This is a genomic window from Microbacterium horticulturae, assembly GCF_029094505.1.
Lineage (GTDB): Bacteria > Actinomycetota > Actinomycetes > Actinomycetales > Microbacteriaceae > Microbacterium > Microbacterium horticulturae.
This window is the reverse complement of the sequence record NZ_CP119108.1, coordinates 1,050,011-1,071,709: the sequence shown is the minus strand read 5'-3', so window position 1 is coordinate 1,071,709 and position 21,699 is coordinate 1,050,011. Positions and strand designations below refer to the sequence as shown.

Here is a 21,699-nt window from a genome sequence, read left to right as displayed (position 1 = left end):
AGAGGTCGAGAGAGCTCGACGGCTGCGCAGCTCAGCAGCCGCGGAAGACGGGCGGCCGCTTCTGGTGGAACGCCGCGAACCCCTCACGATAGTCAGCGGTGTGCGACAACGCCGTCTGCCCGGCCGCCTCGGCGTCGAGGGTCTCCCACAGGCTCAGCCGCTCGTCGCGCACGCGGGCGACGAGTCGCTTGCTGGCGACGAACGCGGCGGTCGGGCCCTGCGCTGCCGTCCGGGCGGCGGTGGATGCGGCATCCCGCACCTCGTCCGCCGGGAACACGCGCGAGAACAGCCCGGCGTTCACTGCCTCCTCCCCCGACATCAGCCGACCGGTGTAGACGAGGTCGAGCGTGCGATGGGCGCCGAGCCGCGCGGTGAACAGCGCGTGGCCGCCGGAGTCGAGCAGGGCACCGAGAGCAGCGAAGGGCGAGCCGATCTTCGCGGTGTCGGCGACGTAGACGACGTCGGTGGCGATGAGCAGCCCGAGCCCCACGCCCAGGCACGCGCCCTGAGCGGCGGCGAACGTCGGCGCCGGGAACATCGCTATACGGCGCATGAGCGGAGCGAGCAGCCCGTCGAGGTACCCGGGCACGTCGTCGCTTGCCGGGTCGACGCCGGAGATGTCGCGGCCCGCACAGAACGCGGGGCCCTCACCGCGCAGCAGCACGGCGCGCACCCCCGCTTGCTCGGCGTCGGCGTAGGCGAGCGACAGCTCGTGCAGCGCGGTCTCGTCGAGCGCGTTGCGTTTGCCCGGTGCGTTCAGCACTATCTCGGCGACGTCGTCGGCGTAGCTCAGGTCGATCACGGGATGCTCCTCACACGTCGTAGTCGACGACGACTGTGTCGGTGGTCGGATGGGATTGGCAGGTCAGGATATAGCCGCGCTCGAGCTCTTCGGGTTCGAGCGCGTAGTTCTCGGTCATGCGCACATCGCCCTCCAGCAGGCGCGCGCGGCAAGTGCCGCACACTCCCCCGGCGCATGCGAACGGCACGTCGGGCCGCACGCGCAAGGCGGCGTTGAGGATCGTCTCGTGCGCACTGTCGGGGCTGTCGACGCTCGCGCTCTGCCCCTCGAGTGTGAAGCGCACGGTGCGCACGTGCTCGTCGGGGCGTGCCGGCTCGACCGGCCGCGGCCCGGTCGGCGTGGCTTCGCCCGGCTCGCCGGTGGTGAACAGCTCGTGGCGGATGTGCGCGCGATCGACGCCGACGTCGGTGAGCACGTCGCCGCACAGCTGCACGAGCGCGAACGGTCCGCACAGGAACCACTCGTCGACCGTGTCGGGACGGACGAGCACGTCGAGCATCGTGCGCAGCTTCGGCTCGTCGATGCGGCCCGACAGCAGGGGCGCCGCACGCTGCTCGCGCGAGAGCACGTGGTGCAGAGCGAGCCGCGACGGGTAGCGATCCTTCAGATCGGCGAGGTCCTCGAGGAACATCACGTCGCTGCGCGACCGGTTCGTGTAGACGAGGGTGAAGCGCGAGGTCGCCGAGCGCGACAGCACCGCGGTGGCCAGGGCCATCAGCGGGGTGATGCCGCTGCCGGCGGCGATGCCGACGAGGTGGCGGCCGTCGAGGTCGTCGAGGCGCGTGGTGAAGCTGCCCTGCGGGCTCATGACGTCGAGTGTGTCGCCGGGGTGCAGCTCGGTCTGCGCCCAGGTCGAGAACCGTCCGCCGATGTCGCGCTTGATCGCGACGCTGAGCGCGCCGCCGTCGGGAGGTCGGCACAGCGAGTACGAGCGGCGCAGTTCTTGTCCGTCGAGCCGGGCGCGCAGGGCGACGTGCTGCCCGGCCAGGTATTCGTAGTCGGCGCGCAACTCGTCGGGCACGGCGAATGTGACCTCGATCGCATCGTCGGTGAGCGGGCGGACGCCGGCGACCGTGAGCGTGTGGAAGCGCGCGGCGCGCCGGCGCGGGCCGCCGACGGCGGACGTGAGGAACGCGTCGGCGACGCGTTCGGCGGCCGTGGCATCCGTCATCAATGGTCCTTGAAGAAGTCGAACGGCTCACCGCAGGACCGGCACGCGTACAGCGCCTTGCACGCGGTCGAGCCGTAGTGCGAGATCTCGCGGGTGTTCAGCGAGCGGCAGTGCGGGCAGCGCACGTGCAGGCCGCCCTGAATCGGCCCGAGCGGCCGGGTGCCCGTGGGCGGGGCGATGCCGAACTCCTCGAGCCGTCGGCGCCCCTCGGCGCTGATCCAGTCGGTGGTCCAGGCCGGCGACAGCTCGGTGCGCACGTGCACGTCGGCGAACCCCGCGGCACGCACCGCGCGTGCGATGTCGCGCTCGATGACCTGCATCATGGGGCAGCCCGAGTACGTCGGGGTCACGACGACGGTCACGACGTCCTCGTCGATGCGCACGTCTCGCAGCACGCCGAGGTCGGCGATCGAGAGCACCGGCAGCTCGGGATCGCAGACGGTGGATGCCGCGGCCCGCGCGCGTTCGAGGTCCGTGCCGTCGGCGGGCACGACGACGGGCGCGGGACCGAGCACGGCCTCGAGCGCTTCGGCACGGGTGGGCAGGACGGCGCGCATCACCATGTCGCCCCCGGATGTGCGCGGGCGAGCACCTGCATCTCGGCGAGCAGATACCCGAGCGTCGGAAAGTGCTCCCCCCTCCGCCCGCCGCCCGACGCGGTGAAGCGGGTGGGCACCTCGAGCTCGGCTTCGGCCAGCACCGGTGCGACGGCCACGTCGAACGGCGCCCGCAGCGTCGAGGGCCGCACCACGGCATCCCCCAGCCTGTCGATCAGCGGCTCGTCGCGGAACAGCTCATCGACGTACGGCCAGATGTCGTCGATGGCCGTGATCATGCGGCGGCGCGATTCGTCGGTGCCGCCGGCCAGCCGCAGCGTCCACTGCACGGCGTGATCCCGATGGTAGGCGACCTCCTTGACGGCCTTGCCGGCGACCGCGGCCAGTACCGGATCGCCCGAGTGCTGCAGTCGCTCGTACAGCACGGACAGATACGTGGATGCCGCGAGCTGGCGCCCGATAGTGTGCGCGAAGTCGCCGTTGGGCTGCTCGAACAGCCATGCGCTACGGAAGTCGGGCTCATCGCGGAAGTACGCGAGGTCGTCTTCGCTGCGCCCGTCGGCGGTGCCGGCGTAGCGCAGCAGGCTGCGCGCGTGGCCGAGCAGATCGAGGGCGATGTTGGCGAGCGCGACGTCTTCTTCGAGTTCGGGCGCGTGGGCGATCCAGGCGCCGACCTGCTGGGCGAGGATCAGGGCGTCATCGCCGAGCCAGAGCGCGTATTCGGCGATGTCGGGCGTCGCGGTGCGGCCCTCGTCGCCGGCGAGTTCGGCGGCGAGCTCGACCTCGTCGACGGAGATGTGCACGGCGCGGACGGCGTGCGAGCGGGCGTCGGTCACAGGTGCGGCACCCCCTCGCTGGCGGTGTAGTAGGTCGCATGGCGGAAGTTCTTGCCGGCCGGGCTCTCGAAGAACGCACCCTTGGCGTCGGGGTCGCTGGCGGTGATCGCGTCGGAGGGCACGACCCAGATCGATACGCCTTCGCCGCGCCGGGTGTACAGGTCGCGCGCGTTGCGCACGGCCATGTCTGCGTCGGGCGCGTGCAGCGAGCCGACGTGCACGTGACTCAGTCCCCGACCGGCGCGGACGAACACCTCCCAGAGAGGCCAGGTCTCTTCGGTCATGCGGCCTGCTCCTTCTGCTGCTGCTTGCGGGCGTATTCGGCGGCGGCTTCGCGGACCCAGGCGCCGCCTTCATGCGCGTCACGGCGGGTCTGGATGCGCACGGCATTCATCGGGCCGTGGCCCTTCAACACGGCCATGAACTCGTCCCAGTCGATCGGGCTCATGTCGTACTGCTGCGTGTCGTCGTTCCAGCGCAGGTTCGGATCGGGCAGTGTGACGCCGAGCACCTCGGCCTGCGGCACGAGCATGCCGACGAAGCGCTGGCGCAGCTCGTCGTTCGAGAAGCGCTTGATCTTCCAGGCCATCGAGCGCGCGGAGTTGGGCGACTCGTCGTCGGGCGGGCCGAACATCATGAGGCTCGGCCAGTACCAGCGGTCCACGGCGTCCTGCGCCATCTGCTTCTGCGCGTCGGTGCCCTGCATGAGCGTGAGCAGGATCTCGAACCCCTGACGCTGGTGGAACGACTCCTCCTTGCAGATGCGCACCATCGCACGGGCGTAGGGGCCGTACGAGCAGCGACACAGCGGCACCTGGTTGACGATCGCGGCGCCGTCGACGAGCCAGCCGATCGCGCCCATGTCTGCCCAGGTCGGGGTCGGGTAATTGAAGATCGAGGAGTATTTCGCACGCCCTTCGATGAGCTGCTCGGTCATCTCGTCGCGGGTGATCCCGAGCGTCTGCGTCGCCGAGTACAGGTAGAGGCCGTGGCCCGCCTCATCCTGCACCTTCGCCATCAGGATCGCCTTGCGCTGCAGGCTCGGAGCGCGCGTGATCCAGTTGCCCTCGGGCTGCATGCCGATGATCTCGGAGTGCGCGTGCTGCGACATCTGCCGGATCAGCGTCTTTCGGTAGTCGTCGGGCATCCCGTCGCGCGGCTCGATGCGCGCGTCCGCGTCGATCAGTGCATCGAACGCGCGCTGTTCGTCATCGGTGCTTGTCACCGTGGTCATCGTCGACTCCTCGCGTAATTACCTACCGCTCGTTCAGTAATTATGCCATACTCGTGCCGACGCAAGGGTGCGGGAGGGACGATGTCGGATGCCGTGATTCGGCCGATGATCAGGAACGATCGCGCCGCTGCAGCTCTCGGTCTGCGCGTCGTGTCCGATGAGCCGGGCAAGGCTGTCGTGTCGATGCGGGTGCGCGATGACATGCTCAACGGATTCGCGATCACGCATGGTGGGTTCGTGTTCGCGCTGGCCGACACGGCGTTCGCGATGGCATGCAACGAGGACGAGCGCGTGACGGTGGCGGCGGGTGCAGACATCACGTTCTTCAAGTCGACCGTCGAGGGGCAGACGCTGACGGCGACGGCGGTGCGGCGGGCGGTGAGCGGGCGCAACGGCCTGTACGACGTGACGGTGAGCGATGAGACGGGCGACGTCGTCGCGGAGTTTCGCGGGCGGTCGCTGACGACGAACCGGCTGTTCGATGCGAAGGAGGATGCCGGTGGATGACCTCGACCCCGAAGAGCGGCTGTCGCGCGCCGAGCTGGAAGAGCTGCAGCTGCAGCGCCTGCAGTGGACGGTGCATCACGCGTACGAGAACGTGCCGTTGTATCGGCAGAAGTTCGACGCTGCGGGCGTGGCGCCGGGCGACGTGCGGTCGCTCGATGACGTGCGGAAGCTGCCGTTCACGACGAAGGCCGATCTGCGTGACACGTATCCGTTCGGCATGTTCGCGGTGCCGATGTCGCAGGTGCGGCGCATCCATGCGTCGTCGGGGACGACCGGCCGGCCCACGGTCGTCGGCTACACACAGGGTGATCTGGATCGGTGGGCGCAGCTGGTGGCGCGGTCGTTGCGGGCATCGGGCGTGAAGCCCGGGATGAAGGTGCACAACGCGTATGGCTATGGCCTGTTCACGGGCGGTCTCGGGCTGCACGACGGGGCGGCGCTGCTGGGGGCGGCGGTGATTCCGGTGTCGGGCGGGCAGACGGCCCGGCAGGTGCAGCTGATCCACGACTTCGAGCCGGAGGTCATCACCTGCACGCCGAGCTATCTGCTGACGATCGCGGATGCGATGGAGCAGGCCGGCATCGATCCCCGGTCGACGTCGTTGAGGATCGGCGTGCTCGGTGCGGAGCCGTGGACGAACGAGCTGCGCGGTGAGATCGAGCGGCGGTTGGGCATCGATGCCGTGGACATCTACGGGCTCAGCGAGGTGATGGGTCCGGGGGTGGCGAACGAGTGCGTCGAGACCAAGGACGGTCCGCATGTGTGGGAGGACCACTTCTTACCGGAGGTGATCGATGCCGAGTCGGGTGAGCCGGTGGCCGACGGCGAGGCGGGCGAGCTGGTGTTCACCTCGCTGACGAAAGAGGCGTTCCCGGTGATCCGGTATCGCACGCGTGATCTGACGCGTCTGCTGCCGGGTACCGCGCGTCCGTCGATGCGGCGCATCCAGAAGATCACCGGACGCGATGACGACATGATCATTCTGCGCGGGGTGAATCTGTTTCCGACCCAGATCGAGGAGCTCGTGCTGGGCATCGAGGCGCTCACGCCGCACTTCGTGTTGGAGCTGTCGAAGCACGGGGCGCTGGACGCGATGACGGTGCGGATCGAAAGGGATCCGGCGCTGTCTGTCGAGGTCTGCGAGGCGGCGACCGAGGTGTTGCGGCGGCGCGTGAAGGCGCATCTGGGCACGAGCGTCGAGGTGCGGCTGGAAGAGCCCGGCACCCTGCCGCGCAGTGAGGGCAAGTACAAGCGCGTGTACGACCTGCGATGAGCGCGAGGCGCGGAGCGCCGAGACGAGCATGCGTTGCTTCGAGGGCCGCCGGAGTGCGGCACATCGCGTAGACGTGGTGAACTTTCCGTTCACACAGCCACTCTGATGGGCACGTCCGCTCGCGCTCACCTGTGTGAGCAGGAAATTCAATGCGGTTGTGAGGGCGACGGCCGTCACCTCGGCCTGTGGGCGGACTCCCCTATTTGCGGACCGAACGTCCGGGTGTCCTTATCCCCGGGAGCGACCGGCTGCCTCGCACACGCCGCCCGACGTCGACCCGCAGACACGCCTCGTAAGATGTCCCGATGCACAGGGAACTGAGCTGGCACGGCGGCCGCAACATCCGGGACCTCGGTGGCCTGCCCACGGTCGACGGCGCGACGACGATCCCGAATCGCCTCGCCCGCGGGGCCCGCCGCGAGCTGCTCACCGAGCAGGGGTGGCGGGATGCCGCATCCTGGGGTCTGCGGTCGATCGTCGACCTGCGCACCGACGCCGAGGTCGGCGCCCGCGACGGAGACCCCGCCGCAAGAACACCAGAGCATGTCACGATCACGCTCGCGCCGACCGAAGACCAGCAGAACACCGAGTTCATCGAGACCTGCTTCCCGATCTTGGACTCGCCCGAGTACTGGGCGCACAATGTGCGCATCCTCCCGCATCTCGTGCGTGCGACCCTCGAGGCGATCGCGGGCGCCGAGCCCGGCATCCTCTTCCACTGCAGCGCCGGCCGCGACCGCACCGGCCTGATCTCGACGCTTCTGCTCGCGAACGCCGGTGTGACCGCCGGCGGGATCGTCGCCGACTACTCGCTCGCGGTGCGGGCCATGGCGGGCTCCGCCGCTCACGGCGGACCGACGCACGATCGGCAGGCGAGGTGGACGGGTGACGAGACCGATGCGTTCCTCGCCGAGGTCACCCCGCACGTCGTCGCGTTCGCCGAGGATGTCGACGGCATCATGGACCGCCTCGAGATCGAGCTGGTCACGCGGGCGGCGCTGCGCGCGCTGCTCACCGAGTGACGCGCGCTGCTGAACTGACCTACTAAGGTCGCCGCCCTGAGGGTTGCCGATGCGTCAGCGCTTCGGCCGGCATGCCGCCTATCGGAACACTGGATACGTAGCTTTCTTCGATAGATGTCGGAGGTGGGCGTAATAATGGAGGCATGGAAGAAGAGCCGGTAAGCGGCCTCGAGCAGGCACCCGATGCCGGGCGCCTTGCCTGGCTCGCCGACGCGTCGAACGTCGATCTTCCCGCAGTCGACGCCCTCGTCGAGGGGCTCACCCAGGTGCAGAAGCAGGTCGCGGCGCTGCAGGCGCTCGAGGCATCGATGCTCTCGGCCGCGGTCGACGTGGTCGCGGAGACGATGGCCGCCCGCGGAATCGACGATGACCAGCAGTTGCCGTGGCGTGAACTGTCATCCGAGATCGCCGCCGCGCTGCGCGTGTCCGATCGCACGATGCAGACGCGGATGGGCGATGCCGCCGCCCTCGTGCAAGACTTTCCCGCGGTACACGAGGCGCTGCGCGGAGGACGGATCGATCGCGTCCGTGCACGCACCATCGTCGATGTCGGCAGCTCTCTCCCGGCCGGTTCGGTGCGCGCGGCCTTCGAGGCCGAGTCGCTGAGTCGGGCAGAGAACCTCACTGCCGGTCGGCTCGGCGCCGCATGCCGGTCGATCGCCGACCGACTCGACCCCGACTCGATCGACGAGCGGCACGCGCGCGCGAAGCGCCGCCGCCGCATCGGCATCACCGACCTCGATGACGGCATGGCCCGGTTGTTCGCCGATCTTCCGGCCGCGCTCGCGCGCGCGATCTTCGACCGGATCACGCAGATGGCCAAGACCGTGCAACACGGTGTGGGCGAAAGCGTGGATGCCGGATCCAATGCCTCCGGCGAGTCTGGCGCCGACACAGAGGCCGACACCGACTCCCCCGACACCGATGGCGGCGATCACGGCACAGCGCCGGGTGATGAACGTTCGCTCGACCAGATCCGGGCCGACGTGCTCAGCGACATGCTGCTCACGTCGGTGCCCACGGGGCATGGACCCGCCGATGTCTTCGAGAAGATCGCCGCGCACGTGCAGGTGATCGTTCCCGCCAAACTCCTCGACCCCTCGATCGACACCACCGGCGCGGCCACGAGCGGAGACGGCGACATCCTCGCCGATCCGCACATCCCCGACGCATTCCGGCGTGTTCCCATCCCCACCCAGCCCAACACCGTCGCCTCGGCGACGCTGGTCGGCTCCGGGCCCGTCGACACCGCCACCGCACGCTCACTTGCCAGTGCCGTCCGCAATTGGGATCGAATGTTCACCAGTCCTTACTCCGGCGGCGTGCTGTGTGTGGATCGACACGATCCGAACAAACACCTCAAGCGCCTTCTGGGCGCTCGCGACGAGCATTGCCGCTTCCCCGGCTGCCGTCAGCCGGTCTGGCGCTGCGAGATCGACCACACCGACCGATATCGCGACGGCGGACCGACCTGCCGATGCAACCTCGAGCACCTGTGCAAAGGCCACCACATCCTCAAACACCACACTCGTTGGAAGGTGCGGCAGCTCGCCGATGGCGTGCTCGAGTGGACGAGCCCGACAGGGCGCGTGTACGTCGACATCCCCGCGCCGATGGTGCGCTTCACCGACACGACCCCTGATCCACCCGACCCGCCGCCGTTCTGACCCCGCGCGCCGCCTGCCACACCGCTCGTACTGTCGAAGGCGACGTGAGGGCGTTCCGACTTACTCCTTCGCGACGAGCGTGAGCACGTCGTACGAGGCGACCAGAGCGTCATCCTGGTTGCGGATCACCGCATCCCACCGCACCTCGCCGTACTCGTCGGTCTCGCGCGGCGTGATCTGCTTGGCGGTCAGCTCCACGCGGATGCTGTCGCCCGGCGACACCGGCGTGACGAAGCGCAGATCCTCCAGCCCGTAGTTCGCAAGCACCGGCCCCGGCGCCGGCTCCACGAACAACCCGGCTGCGAACGAGACGAGCAGATACCCGTGCGCGACTCGCCCCGGGAAGAACGGGTTGGCCGCAGCGGCCTCCTCGTCCATGTGCGCGTAGAAGGTGTCGCCGGTGAAGTGCGCGAACGTCTCGATGTCGTCGAGCGTCACCGCGCGTTCCCCCGACGCGAATCGATCTCCCACGCGCAGCCGCGACAGCGGCTTGCGGAACGGATGCTCACCGTCCGCGACGACGCGGGCGCCGGGATGCCACACTCCGGTGATCGCCGTCAGCATGTCGGGCGAGCCTTGCACGGCGGTGCGCTGCAGGAAGTGCTTCACGGCGCGGATGCCGCCGAGTTCCTCTCCCCCACCTGCACGCCCCGGCCCGCCATGCACGAGGTGCGGCACCGGCGAGCCGTGCCCGGTCGACGTGCGCGCGTCGGCCGAGTCCAGCAACAGCACCCGTCCGCTGTACGGCGCTATGCGCTCCCACAGCTCGCGCGCGACGGCCTCATCATCGGTCGCGACGCTGGTCACCAGCATCCCGCCGCCACGATTGACCAGGTCTGCGGCCTCATCGAGCGACGAGTACCCGATGACCGTCGACACCGGCCCGAACGCCTCGACCTCGTGCGCCGCCGCCGGCGCGTCGGCGCCGAACCCGATGAGCATCGGTGCGGCGAATGCGCCCTCGGGCGCGGGCCCGGTGGTCCCGTCGGCGCGCACGACGTCGGGAACCGAAAACGATCCGAGCAGCACCTCTCCGCCGGCGCTCACCAGTTGATGCGCGTGCGACATCACTTCGTCATGCTGCGCGACCGACACCAGCGGCCCCATCGTGACGCCCTCCGCGTGCGGATCGCCGAGCACAAGTTTCTCGTCGAGTCGGGCACGCAGCGCGGAGACGACCGCGGGGATGGATGCCGCGGGCACCACTGCCCGCCGGATCGCCGTACACTTCTGCCCGGCCTTCGCCGTGAGCTCGATGAACAGCTGGCGGATGTACGCGTCGAACACCGGCGTGCCCGGCGCCGCGTCGGGCCCGAGCACCGAGGCGTTGATCGAGTCGGTCTCGGCCGAGAACCGAACCCCCGCCGGCACCTGCGCGCGCAGCGCATCAGCGGTCGACGCCGATCCGGTGAAGGCCACGACATCGCCCAGTCGCAGCAGGTCGAACACACCCGGCAGCGCGCCCGACACCAGCTGCACCGAACCCTCTGGCAGCAGCCCCGACTCGACGAGGATGCGCACCCACGCCTCGGTCAGGTGCGCCGTGGGCGTGGCCGGCTTGATGATCGTCGGAAGTCCCGCGAGAAACGCCGGCGCGAGCTTCTCAAGCGGACCCCAGGTCGGGAAGTTGAAGGCGTTGATCTGCACCACGACACCGGGCAGCCGGGTGTACACGTGCCGGCCGAGGAACGAGCCGTCCTTCGAGAGCTGCTCGAGCGGCCCGTCGAGGATCGCCCGGGCGTTCGGCAGCTCGCGCCGCCCCTTCGAGCTGTAGGTGAACAGTACGCCGATGCCGCCGTCGACGTCGATCATCGAGTCGCGGACCGTGGCGCCCGCCGTCTTCGCAAGCTCGTACAGCTCGTCTTTGCGCGCGGTGAGCGCCTGCGCGAACTGCTTGAGCAGCAGCGCGCGCTGGTGGAACGTCAACGCGCCCAGCGACCGGCGCCCGACATCGCGCGCGTAGTCCAGCGCCCCGGCGAGATCGATGCCCTCGCTGGAGACGGCGACCACCTCCGCGCCCGTCGATGCGTCGCGCACGACGGTCGCGTCGACGCCGGATTGCGGCATCCACCAGTCTCCGTTGACGAAGCTGGGCAGAATCGTGTCCATGCCGAATACCTTACCGATCGTTCAGGAAATCGACCACACGTGGGAGACTGGGCCGGTGATGGTGGAGCACGAACAGGCCAAGCGCGGGCGCCCCGGCTACGACCGCGAGCAGATTCTGCAGGTCGCGGTCGCACTGTTCATCGAGCAGGGATACGACGCGACCTCGGTCGCGCAGCTCGCCGAGCGGTTGGGTCTGACCAAGTCCGCGCTCTACCACCACTTCTCGTCGAAGGAAGAGCTTCTCTCGCTCGCCCTCGAGCAGGCCCTCGGGGGTCTGGAAGCGGTGCTGCAGACGCGGGATGCCACGACCGGAACCGCCAGCGACAGGCTCGGCGTCGTGCTGCACGGCGCCGTGCGCGTGCTGGCCGCACGCCTGCCGGCCGTGACGCTGCTGCTGCGCGTGCGCGGCAACAGCGACACCGAGCGCGCGGCCCTCGCACGCCGGCGCGCCTTCGACCGGACTGTCACGGCCCTGGTACGCGCCGCGCAGGACGAAGGCTCGGTGCGCGCTGACATCGACGCGTCGGTGGCCACCCGCCTCGTGTTCGGCATGGTCAACTCGGTCGTCGAGTGGTATCGGCCCACCGGCCCCGAGGGCGCCGATCAGCTCGCCGACGACGTGCTCGCCGTCGCGCTCGACGGCCTGCGCACGCGGTGAGCAGCCCCTACCTCACGGCGCAGTCGGCGCCGGCGGGAAGATCGCGTCGATCGCCGCGAGGTCGTCCGCAGAAGGCGTCCACGCCGAGCCGGCGGCCGCGTTCGCCCGCACCTGCTCGGGCCGAGTCGCCCCGGCGATCACGCTCGACAGCGCCGGCTGCGACAGCAGCCACCCGAACGTCGCCTCGAGCATCGTGATGCCGCGCTCGTCGCAGAACGCCTGGTAGGCATCGAGCGCATCCCACGGCGCGTCTTCCCACAGGTGCGGCCGCTGCCGCATGATGCGGCTGTCGTCGGGCCCGCCGGCGCGCGTGAACTTGCCGGTGAGCAGCCCGTTCTGCAGCGGGAAGTACGGGAAGAAGCCCAGCCCGTACCGCTCGACGGCGCGCAGCACGTTGCGCTCGGAGCCGCGCCGCAGCAGGCTGTATTCGTTCTGCGCCGACACATAGGGCACCGCATGCCGCTCGCGCGCCACGAAGTGCGCCTCGGCGATCTGCCAGCCCGAGAAGTTCGAGTGCCCGATGTAGCGCACCTTGCCCTCGCGCACGAGGTCGCCCAGCGCGTCGAGGGTCTCTTCCATGGGCGTCTCGTTGTCGGGCGTGTGCAGCTGGTAGAGGTCGATCCAGTCGGTCTGCAGACGACGGAGGGATGCCTCGACCGCCCGCCGCACGTACGACCGGGATCCCTTGGCGCCGGGGTAGTCGAATTTCGACCCCGAGTGTCCGAACTTCGTCGCGAGCACCACCTCATCGCGCCGCCCCTTCAGCGCCTCGCCCATGAGCGTTTCGCTGAGCCCCGGTTCTGCGCCATACCCGTCTGCGGTGTCGAGGAACGTGACGCCGGCGTCGATCGCGGCATCCAGAACCGCCTTCGTGCCTTCGAGCGTCTCGGTCACCGTCCCCGACCGGCCGAAGTTGTTGCAGCCGAGGCCGACCGCGGAGACGAGGAGTCCGGAGGCGCCCACGCGGCGCTGCTGCACATCAGTCACGTCCCCCACGCTACCGCCGCGGATTGCCCGCGAGCTCGCCCGACCGCTACCGTGGGTGGGCACACGCTGTGCGCCCGCCCGGAAGGACACCCGATGACGAACCCGTATGGCCAACCCGCCCCTCCCCTGTCGCCCGAGTCCGACAAGCAGGCCGCGATGTGGGCGCACATCGGCGGCATCGTCGGGTTTCTGCCGTCGCTGATCATCTGGCTCGTCCTGAAGGACCGCGGGCCGCGCGTGAACCAGGAGGGTAAAGAGGCCCTGAACTGGCAGATCACCGCGACCATCGTCTGGGTCGCGATCAGCATCGTACGCGGCCTCTTCGGCTGGATCCCCTTCCTCGGCGGCGTCATCGGGCTCGTGCTGGGGCTTCTCGCGTTCGCGCTCTGGGTCCTCAATGTCATCTGGTCGATCATGGGCGGCATCGCCGTCAACAACGGCGGTGGCTACCGGTACCCGATCAGCCTGCGCCTCATCAAGTAGCGCTCACACCCAGCCGCGTCGCACGGCCTCGGCCCCCAGCTGGAACCGCGACAGCACTCCCGCGCGCTCGGCCAGCTCGGCCACGCGCCGCTGGACGGTGCGCACCGAGATCCCGAGCTGCGACGCCGCGGCAGAGTCAGTCATCCCCAGCACGAGCAATGACAGCAGGTCGCGGTCGGCCCCGCTCACGCTCGGCTCGTCCGAGCCGAGCAGTGGCCGCGCCGTCGCCCAGTACTCGCCGAAGATCGCGATCACGAGATCGAGCAGCCCCGACGGGTGCACCAGCAGCGCGCCGCTGACGCGGTCGGGCCCGTGCGAGTACATCGGCAGCAGGGCGATCGCATCGTCGACGAGGAACAGCCGCGTGGGCAGCGTCGGGAGCACCCGGATCTCCTCCCCCGCCTCGATCGTCGCGTGGGCGTCGTCGATGAAGCCGGGGCGCTGCGCGACCTCCGACTCGATGATCACCCGATAGCGCACGCCGCGCTCCAGTGCCCGCCCCTCCTCGACGTTCTCCGCCGACGCCATCAGTGCGACCTCGCTGAGCACGAACACGTCCACGCGCTCCAGCGCCGATGCCTGCAGCTGAGCGAGGCGCTGGCGGACGGCATCCGGCCCCACCACGACGTCGACCACGTCGGGCGCAGCCCGCTGCTCGGCGCCGTGCCGATACAGCTCGCTGAAGTGCACCAGTGCCTCGTGCGCGGCCGCGAGGCGCCGCTCGCTCTCCAGCAGCAACGGGCGCAGGGCGAGAGAGGGCGGGGATGCCACGACCCGATCGGGCGCGGAACCCTGGCGCGCCACGAGACCGGCGTCTTCAAGATCTTCGACCAGACGTCTCACGACGCCCTCGTCGAGCGCTGCCAGCCGGGCGAGTTCGTCGAAGGCCGCCGACGGGGCCTCGAGCAGACGGCGATACAGCGTGACGTGATCGCCATCCAGCCCGATCGCGTCGAGCATGCGTCCTCCCGATCTCCGTCTGGCGGATGACGGCCATGTCGTTTCTTCGCCACCACGATATACCGCGCGGTATGGGAACGTGGGCCTCGCTCCCCAATCAGGAAAGGGTTCTCATGGATCATCCACAAGACCGACCCGCACGTCGGCGTGCACGGGCCGCGCTGGCCACTGCCGGCGGTGTCGCGCTGGGTCTGAGCGGCATCGGCGCCGCCGCCCTGCCGGCGCAGGCGACCGTGCACGACGCGACGTCGACCCCCGCCGCCACCCAGGCCTCACACACCGTGACCCTCATCACCGGCGACACCGTGACGGTGACCGACCTCTCCGACGGCACCCATACGGTCGACGTCGACACCGTCAACCCCGGCGACGGCTACAAGACGCTGCAGGTCGGCGACGACCTGCACGTGATCCCCGACGACGCCGCGTCGTATCTCGCGAAGGGCGTGCTCGACGACGATCTCTTCAACGTCAGCCTGCTCATCGAGGACGGCTACGACAACGCGCACGTCGACGCCACCCCGATCATCGTCGAGACGACGGGACGCGCGGCGCGCTCGGCGCCGGCACCGGGTCTGGCCGTGCAGCGGACGCTGTCGAGCATCGGCGCCGAAGCGGCCACCGCATCGCACGCGAAGGCCGCACAGACGTGGGATGCGCTCACGAGCGTCGCGGCGTCGAAGAGCCGTTCGGCGGCAGCGCCGTTCGCCGACGGCATCACCGCCATCCACCTCGACGGCAAGGTGAAGGCTTCGCTCGACACCTCGGTGCCGTACATCGGCGCGCCCGACGCCTGGGACGCCGGCTACACCGGCGAGGGCGTGACCGTGGCCGTCCTCGACACCGGGTACGATGCCACCCACCCGGATCTGAAGGGCCAGGTGCTCTCCGGCTCGAAGAGCTTCGTGCCCGATGAAGCCGTCGACAGCGACCCCGAGGGCCACGGCACGCATGTCACCTCGACCATCGTCGGCACGGGAGCGGCCAGCGACGGCAAGTACCGCGGCGTCGCCGACGGCGCCAAGGCCATCGTCGGCAAGGTGCTCGGCAACGACGGCTACGGGCAGGACTCGTGGATCATCGCCGGCATGGAGTGGGCCGCCGAGCAGGCGCCCATCGTGTCGATGAGCCTGGGCTCGACGACGGCGAGCGACGGCACCGACCTCATGTCCGAGGCGCTGGACGAGATCTCCGAGTCGACCGGAGCACTGTTCGTCGTCGCCGCCGGCAACGCGACCAATCCCGAGACCATCGGCGCCCCCGGCGCCGCAGCCGACGCACTCACGGTCGGATCGGTCGACGACCCGTCGGGCGCACTGTCGTGGTTCTCGAGCCAGGGTCCGCTGACCCTCTCGGGCGCGATGAAGCCCGACATCGCCGGTCCCGGCAACAACATCACCGCGGCCCGTTCGGCACAGAGCGCGGGCGAGGGCTATTACGTGAGCATGAGCGGCACGTCGATGGCCACGCCGCACATCGCCGGCGCCGCCGCGATTCTCAAGCAGGAGCATCCCGACTACACCGCCGACCAGCTGCGCGCACTGCTGACCAGCTCATCGCGCGACGTCGGACTGAGCCCGTACCAGGCGGGCGTGGGCGTCGTCGACCTCACCACCGCGATCGACGCGGGCGTCGTCGCTTCGGGTTCGGCCGATTTCGGGATGCTGCACTGGGGCGACGAACCCGCCACCCTGAAGCGCACCGTCACCTACACGAACACGGGTGGCGAAGACGTCACCGTTGCGCTGAAGCTGTCGATGTCGGACACCACGCCGTCCTCCGACGGTGGCGTGACCCCGCTGAGCACGCGCGCGGCGGCCGCCGACCCGGCCGACGTGGTGACACTCAGCGACGACTCGCTGACGATCCCCGCCGGCGCCAGCCGCGACGTGACCCTCAGCGCGAACCAGGCGGACGTCGAGGCGGGCCACCAGCTCTCCGGCGCACTGGTGGCGTCGGTGGGTGACACGGCGGTAGCGCGTACGGCCGTCGGCATCATCGCGGAGGCCGAGCGTTACAACCTGCATCTGACCGCCACCGACTTCGACGGCGAGCCGACCGAGACCACTGCGTGGCTGTGGGATGCCGCGAACCAGTCGTACCAGACGATCGACGTGGCCGGTGAGACCACCGTGCGTCTGCCGGCCGGCTCGTACAGCGTCATGTCGTACATGACGCTCGACCGGAGCGCCGACAGTACCGTCCAGGCGCTCGTGGGCGACCCGTCGGTCGGCCTCACCGACAAGGGCGCGTCAGTCGCCCTCGACGCCCGCACCGCGAAGAAGGTGTCGGTCGACATCGGTGAGAAGGGCTTGCAGACGACCGTCAACCGCATGGACTTCGTCGTCGACGGGTTCACCGGCAGCGCCCAGCTGCCCGTCACGATGGACGGCTTCTACGCCCAGTCGATGACCGCCGACGGCGACCAGGACTTCAGCGCGTCCGTGCGCTGGCGCCTGCAGCACCCGACGCTCACGCTGAAGGCAGGCCACCGGAACCTCGACCTCATCGTCGCGGCAGGCTCGACCGCTCTCGACGGAAGGCTGCACGCGACCGCCGTCGACGCGGGTGACGGTTCGGCCGACGCCTTCGCCGCGGTCGACGTGAAGGGCAAGGTCGCCGTCGTCACGCGCTCCGCCGCGGTCTCGTCCAGCGACCGGGCCGCCAACGCCCTGGCCGCCGGTGCGAAGCTGCTGATCGTCGTCGACGACGCCGACGGCGAGTTCAGCGAGTGGGCGGGATCGGCAGACTTCACCGCGAACACGAAGATGCCCGTCGCACAGATCAGCGGCGTGCAGGGTCGTGCTCTCCTGGCCGAGATGGCGCGCCACCGTGTGCAGATCTCGGGCACCGGCATCCCGAATTCTCCGGAGATCTGGGACATCTCACGGTTCCAGGACGGCGCCATCGCCGCGAACCAGACGTACCGTCCCGGTCGACTGGCACGCGTCGAGACGACGTACGCGGGCGACCAGAAGCAGACGGTCGGCGAGTACCGGTACGACTTCGTGCCCGGCGTGCAGTACGGCACCGGGTTCCCGCTCGCCGTGCCGCGCGGCATGACCCGCACCGAGTGGGTCAGCACGCACGACGTCGAATGGCTGCAGGAGCCCGAGATCGTCGACACCGAGTGGCAGGTGCGCGACGTGAAGCACACCTACAAGCCCGGTCAGCGCACGGCGACCTCGTACTTCGACGGGATCGTGCGGCCGTACGTGGGCCCGGGCTACTGGGCGCCGTACACGAGCGGCGACGGCGTGACGGTGAACATCCCCTCGTGGGCGGACGGCGTCACAGCCGACCGCACCGGTTCGGCGAACACGTACGCCCTGGTGCGTCACGAATCCCAGAAGCTCGACGTCACCGTGGACGGCACCGATCTCGGATCGACCGACCAGCAGGCGCTGTACGCGTACGGCCTGCCCGACGGCACGCACAGCCTGAAGATCGTCAACGATGCCACGCAGGACGGCTCGTTGACCGGTGACGCGTCGACGGCCACGCACACCGAGTGGACGGCGACGGCGACCACCGATGCGTCGAATTACGACCAGCACATCCTGCCGCTGCTGCAGGGGTACTACACGGTCGATCAGAACTCGCACGGCCGGCACGGCTCGAAGAGCGCGTCGCTGACCGTCGAGGTCGGACACATCGCCGGCGCCACGGGTTCGGCGAAGGTGACGGGCGCCACCACCCAGGTGCGCATCGACGGCGGAAAGTGGCAGACCGTGAAACTGAAGCTGCGGTCGCGCGACACCTCCGGCCCGGGTGAGGCGGACGGGATGTTCTCGACCGGCCGCGCCTACGTCGCCTCGTACACGGCCGATCTGCCGACGGCACACGCCGGCTGGGTCGACCTGAAGGTGACGGCGAAGGATGCCGCGGGCAACACCTTCGAGCAGGAGATCACGCACGCGTTCCAGATCTCCGCGTCAGGGGGCCACGGCCACTCCACGCACTGACGCGAAGACACAGCAGCGGGCGGCCCCGGGAAGGATTCCTTCCCGGGGCCGCCCGTCTGTCGCGGGAAGGTGTCACACCACGAGGTCGAGCTCGCCCGGCTTGCCGTGGCGCAGAGTCACGCCGGCGGCATCCGCCCACCGGCGCAGACCCGCGACCGAACCGATGCGCGGTCGCTCGGTCGCCAGGCGCCGCACGAGGTCACCCTTCGCATGCTTGTTGAAGTGGTTCAGGGCGCGGCGGGCGCCGTCGGGGCCCTCGGCGACCACGCGCAGATACGCCTGGGGCACATGGGCCGGCACAGGGCCGAGCGCCGCGTAAGCCTCGGACCGCAGATCGAGCACGAACGTCGGCGCGGCCTCAGCCAGAGCCGCCGTCACCGCGTCGGCCCAGATGCGTCGCAGCGGCGGCAGTCCGGGCAGGGTCGTGCCCGCGGCGAGCCGGTAGGCGGGGATCGCATCGAGCGCGCCGACCGGGCCGAACGGGGCGGAGTGGATGAACACGTGACCGCCGATCCAGCGGCGGGCCGCGGCATCCATCGTCTCCGCTCCCAGCGCGTCGTACAGCACCCCGGTGTACCGATCGACGGCCGGCAGCGTCTCGGCTGTGCGCAGCGCCGCATTATGCGCGATGTCGCCGCGCTGGCGGGCCGACAGCTTCAGCACGCGCGCCGACTCGTCCTCATCCGCGGCCAGGGCCACCAGCGCGTCGATCACCTGCGTGCGCTGTGGGGCCAGCTGCGGCAGCGCCAGGGCGTCGAGGTGCAATGCAGAGCGCCGCCCTCCGGGACGCTTGGTCTCGGAGGGCGGCAGCAGAATCAGCACGCGGGTCAGGCCACGAGTGCGGCGAGACCTGCGACGATGGTCACCGTGTCGCTTTCGACGGAGATGAACCCGTCCTTGGCTTCGGCCTCGATCTTGACACCGTCGGTGCCGGTGATGCGCACACGGCCCTCGGCGAGGATGGCCAGCACAGGCTCGTGGCCCGCCATGAAACCGATCTCGCCTTCGACGGTCTTGGCGATGACGAGGGACGCCTCGCCCGACCAGACCTCTTCCTCCGCCGAAACGAGGTTGACCTGCAGGGGCATGATCAGCCGTTCTCCTTCTGGATCTGCGCCCACTTGGCCTCGACATCCGAGATGCCGCCGACGTTGAAGAACGCCTGCTCGGCCACGTGGTCGAACTCGCCCTTCACGATCGCGTCGAAGGACTCGATGGTCTCCTTGATCGGAACCGTGGAGCCCTCGACACCCGTGAACTTCTTGGCCATGTAGGTGTTCTGCGAGAGGAACTGCTGGATGCGGCGCGCGCGGGCGACGACGATCTTGTCCTCTTCACTCAGCTCGTCGACACCGAGGATCGCGATGATCTCCTGCAGCTCCTTGTTCTTCTGCAGGATCTGCTTCACGGCGGTGGCGACGCGGTAGTGGTCCTCACCGATGTAACGCGGGTCGAGGATGCGGCTCGTCGAGGTCAGCGGGTCGACGGCCGGGTACAGACCCTTCGACGCGATCTCACGCGAGAGCTCGGTCGTGGCGTCCAGGTGGGCGAACGTCGTGGCCGGGGCCGGGTCGGTGTAGTCGTCGGCGGGCACGTAGATCGCCTGCAGCGAGGTGATCGAGTGGCCGCGCGTCGACGTGATGCGCTCCTGGAGCACACCCATCTCGTCGGCGAGGTTCGGCTGGTAGCCCACCGCGGAGGGCATGCGGCCCAGCAGCGTCGAGACCTCGGAGCCGGCCTGCGTGAAGCGGAAGATGTTGTCGATGAACAGCAGCACGTCCTGCTTCTGCACATCGCGGAAGTACTCCGCCATCGTCAGGGCCGAGAGGGCGACGCGCAGACGCGTCCCCGGGGGCTCGTCCATCTGGCCGAACACAAGGGCGGTCTTGTCGAAGACACCCGCCTCTTCCATCTCGCTGATGAGGTCGTTGCCCTCACGGGTGCGCTCGCCGACGCCAGCGAACACCGAGACGCCACCGTGGTCCTGCGCGACACGCTGGATCATCTCCTGGATGAGGACGGTCTTGCCGACGCCCGCACCACCGAAGAGGCCGATCTTTCCACCCTGCACGTACGGGGTGAGCAGGTCGATGACCTTGATGCCGGTCTCGAACATCGTGGTCTTCGACTCGAGCTGGTCGAAGCTCGGCGCCTTGCGGTGGATGCCCCACCGCTCGGTGATCTCGATCTTCTCGCCCGGCTCGGCGTTGAGCACGTCGCCGGTGACGTTGAACACGTGGCCCTTGGTGACATCACCGACGGGAACCGTGATGGGACCGCCGGTGTTGCGCACCTCCTGGCCGCGGACCATGCCGTCGGTCGGCTTCAGCGAGATAGCGCGGACGAGGTCATCGCCGAGGTGCTGAGCGACCTCGAGCGTGATCTCGGTCGACTCCCCGTCGATCGTGATCGTGGTCTTCAGCGCGTTGTAGATGTCGGGGATCGCATCGTGCGGGAACTCGATGTCGACCACGGGACCGGTGACGCGCGCGACGCGGCCGGCGACCTGCGTCGGCGTCTCCTGTGCGGTGAGGCTCATGGCTTCTTCTCTTTCGATGGGGTCTACTTGCCGGACGACAGGGCGTCCGCGCCGCCGACGATCTCGGCGATCTGCTGCGTGATCTCCGCCTGACGCGCATTGTTGCGCAGACGGGTGTAATCGGTGATGAGATTGTCGGCGTTGTCGCTGGCCGACTTCATCGCCTTCTGCGTCGCGGCGTGCTTGGCCGCCGACGACTGCAGAAGTGCGTTGAAGACGCGGCTCTGGATGTACACCGGCAGGATCGCGTCCAGCACCGACTGAGAGTCGGGCTCGAACTCGTACAGCGGGTACACCGCGTTGTCGACGGCTTCGGCTTCGGCCTCGACGACCTCCAGCGGCAGCAGACGCACGGTGGTCGGCTCCTGCGTCATCATGCTGACGAAGCGGTTGTAGACGAGGTGGATCTCATCCACGCCGCCGTCTTCGCCGCCGAGCTCGAAGGCATCCAGCAGGGTCGCCGAGATGTCTTCGGCCCAGGTGAACCGGGGGCTGTCGGTGTCGCCGATCCAGTCGGCCGCGTGCGCCATCTGGCGGAACTGGAAGTACCCGACGGCCTTGCGACCGACGAGGTAGAACACCGGCTCCTTGCCGTCCTCCTTCAGCAGCTCGGCGAGCTCGAGCCCCTCGCGCAGGATCTGCGAGTTGAACGCGCCCGCGAGTCCGCGGTCGGAGGTGAAGATGACCACGGCCGAGCGACGGATGTGCTCGGCTTCGCGGGTCAGCGGGTGGTCGACGTTGGAGTGCGTCGCGACGGCCGACACAGCTCGGGTGACGGCCTGCGAGAAGGGTCCGGCAGCGCGAACGCGTGCCATCGCCTTCTGGATACGCGAAGCCGCGATGAGCTCCATCGCCTTCGTGATCTTCTTGGTCGTCTCAGCAGAAGCGATCTTCTGCTTGTAGACCCGGAGTTGTGCGCCCATGTCCTA

The 21,699-nt window shown here is 69.2% G+C and carries 20 protein-coding genes; 7 read left to right on the top strand and 13 right to left on the bottom strand.

The genetic code is table 11. The annotated features are described in order from the left end of the window. Positions 1-31: 31 nt before the first annotated feature. From PU630_RS04980 to paaA, 6 genes are read right to left on the bottom strand one after another with little or no spacing between them, the layout of a single operon-like run. Complete coding sequence (locus PU630_RS04980; protein WP_275279260.1) at positions 32-802, bottom strand: enoyl-CoA hydratase/isomerase family protein; 771 nt, start codon at positions 800-802, stop codon at positions 32-34. Between the two features lie 10 nt (positions 803-812). Then, positions 813-1,973: a 1,2-phenylacetyl-CoA epoxidase subunit PaaE gene (paaE, locus tag PU630_RS04975; RefSeq protein WP_275279259.1), complete on the bottom strand. Its 1,161-nt coding sequence runs from the start codon at positions 1,971-1,973 to the stop codon at positions 813-815. Then, complete coding sequence (paaD, locus tag PU630_RS04970; protein ID WP_275279258.1) at positions 1,973-2,536, bottom strand: 1,2-phenylacetyl-CoA epoxidase subunit PaaD; 564 nt, start codon at positions 2,534-2,536, stop codon at positions 1,973-1,975. The genes paaE and paaD overlap by 1 nt, the downstream gene beginning before the upstream one ends. Continuing rightward, positions 2,530-3,366: a 1,2-phenylacetyl-CoA epoxidase subunit PaaC gene (gene paaC / locus PU630_RS04965; RefSeq protein ID WP_428981983.1), complete on the bottom strand. Its 837-nt coding sequence runs from the start codon at positions 3,364-3,366 to the stop codon at positions 2,530-2,532. Before paaC ends, paaD begins: the two co-directional genes overlap by 7 nt. Beyond that, complete coding sequence (paaB, locus tag PU630_RS04960) at positions 3,363-3,650, bottom strand: 1,2-phenylacetyl-CoA epoxidase subunit PaaB (protein WP_275279256.1); 288 nt, start codon at positions 3,648-3,650, stop codon at positions 3,363-3,365. Before paaB ends, paaC begins: the two co-directional genes overlap by 4 nt. Then, complete coding sequence (gene paaA / locus PU630_RS04955) at positions 3,647-4,600, bottom strand: 1,2-phenylacetyl-CoA epoxidase subunit PaaA (RefSeq protein ID WP_275279255.1); 954 nt, start codon at positions 4,598-4,600, stop codon at positions 3,647-3,649. Before paaA ends, paaB begins: the two co-directional genes overlap by 4 nt. A gap of 105 nt (positions 4,601-4,705) precedes the next feature. Between paaA and paaI the strand changes: the two genes are divergently transcribed. From paaI to PU630_RS04935, 4 genes are all read left to right on the top strand, one after another. Beyond that, entirely contained in the window at positions 4,706-5,107 is a 402-nt protein-coding gene (paaI, locus tag PU630_RS04950; protein ID WP_275279254.1) for a hydroxyphenylacetyl-CoA thioesterase PaaI, read from the top strand. Beyond that, positions 5,094-6,380, top strand: a complete 1,287-nt coding sequence (paaK, locus tag PU630_RS04945) for a phenylacetate--CoA ligase PaaK (protein WP_275279253.1) — start codon at positions 5,094-5,096, stop codon at positions 6,378-6,380. Before paaI ends, paaK begins: the two co-directional genes overlap by 14 nt. A gap of 305 nt (positions 6,381-6,685) precedes the next feature. After that, positions 6,686-7,402: a tyrosine-protein phosphatase gene (locus tag PU630_RS04940; RefSeq protein ID WP_275279252.1), complete on the top strand. Its 717-nt coding sequence runs from the start codon at positions 6,686-6,688 to the stop codon at positions 7,400-7,402. A 143-nt stretch (positions 7,403-7,545) separates the two neighbouring features. Further along, a complete protein-coding gene (locus PU630_RS04935) occupies positions 7,546-9,069 on the top strand; it encodes an HNH endonuclease signature motif containing protein (RefSeq protein ID WP_275279251.1) in 1,524 nt (507 codons plus the stop codon). A 60-nt stretch (positions 9,070-9,129) separates the two neighbouring features. Here the strand turns inward: PU630_RS04935 and paaZ are convergent, their stop codons facing one another. Continuing rightward, a complete protein-coding gene (paaZ, locus tag PU630_RS04930) occupies positions 9,130-11,178 on the bottom strand; it encodes a phenylacetic acid degradation bifunctional protein PaaZ (RefSeq protein ID WP_275279250.1) in 2,049 nt (682 codons plus the stop codon). 58 nt (positions 11,179-11,236) lie between these two features. Between paaZ and PU630_RS04925 the strand changes: the two genes are divergently transcribed. Further along, positions 11,237-11,836 carry a TetR/AcrR family transcriptional regulator gene (locus PU630_RS04925; protein ID WP_275280030.1) on the top strand — a complete coding sequence of 200 codons (600 nt, stop codon included), beginning with the start codon at positions 11,237-11,239 and terminating at the stop codon, positions 11,834-11,836. 12 nt (positions 11,837-11,848) lie between these two features. Here PU630_RS04925 and PU630_RS04920 read toward each other — a convergent pair whose 3' ends face one another. Next, positions 11,849-12,823, bottom strand: a complete 975-nt coding sequence (locus PU630_RS04920; protein ID WP_275279249.1) for an aldo/keto reductase — start codon at positions 12,821-12,823, stop codon at positions 11,849-11,851. 93 nt (positions 12,824-12,916) lie between these two features. On the opposite strand from PU630_RS04920, the gene PU630_RS04915 reads away from it, so the two are divergent. Continuing rightward, positions 12,917-13,306, top strand: a complete 390-nt coding sequence (locus tag PU630_RS04915) for a DUF4870 domain-containing protein (RefSeq protein WP_275279248.1) — start codon at positions 12,917-12,919, stop codon at positions 13,304-13,306. Positions 13,307-13,309: 3 nt separating this feature from the next. Here PU630_RS04915 and PU630_RS04910 read toward each other — a convergent pair whose 3' ends face one another. After that, the gene (locus PU630_RS04910; RefSeq protein ID WP_275279247.1) at positions 13,310-14,266 is read right to left on the bottom strand and encodes a transcriptional regulator TrmB; all 957 of its coding nucleotides are present in this window, start codon (positions 14,264-14,266) and stop codon (positions 13,310-13,312) included. Positions 14,267-14,379: 113 nt separating this feature from the next. Between PU630_RS04910 and PU630_RS04905 the strand changes: the two genes are divergently transcribed. Beyond that, on the top strand, positions 14,380-18,231 hold the full coding sequence (locus PU630_RS04905; RefSeq protein ID WP_275279246.1) for a S8 family serine peptidase: 3,852 nt from the start codon (positions 14,380-14,382) through the stop codon (positions 18,229-18,231). A gap of 72 nt (positions 18,232-18,303) precedes the next feature. Here PU630_RS04905 and PU630_RS04900 read toward each other — a convergent pair whose 3' ends face one another. The 4 genes from PU630_RS04900 to PU630_RS04885 are packed head-to-tail and all read right to left on the bottom strand — an operon-like array spanning position 18,304 to position 21,693. Beyond that, entirely contained in the window at positions 18,304-19,053 is a 750-nt protein-coding gene (locus PU630_RS04900; protein ID WP_275279245.1) for a YaaA family protein, read from the bottom strand. A gap of 5 nt (positions 19,054-19,058) precedes the next feature. After that, positions 19,059-19,319 carry a F0F1 ATP synthase subunit epsilon gene (locus PU630_RS04895; protein ID WP_275279244.1) on the bottom strand — a complete coding sequence of 87 codons (261 nt, stop codon included), beginning with the start codon at positions 19,317-19,319 and terminating at the stop codon, positions 19,059-19,061. 2 nt (positions 19,320-19,321) lie between these two features. Next, the gene (gene atpD / locus PU630_RS04890; RefSeq protein WP_275279243.1) at positions 19,322-20,770 is read right to left on the bottom strand and encodes a F0F1 ATP synthase subunit beta; all 1,449 of its coding nucleotides are present in this window, start codon (positions 20,768-20,770) and stop codon (positions 19,322-19,324) included. A gap of 23 nt (positions 20,771-20,793) precedes the next feature. Beyond that, positions 20,794-21,693 carry a F0F1 ATP synthase subunit gamma gene (locus PU630_RS04885; protein ID WP_275279242.1) on the bottom strand — a complete coding sequence of 300 codons (900 nt, stop codon included), beginning with the start codon at positions 21,691-21,693 and terminating at the stop codon, positions 20,794-20,796. Between the last annotated feature and the right edge of the window lie 6 nt (positions 21,694-21,699).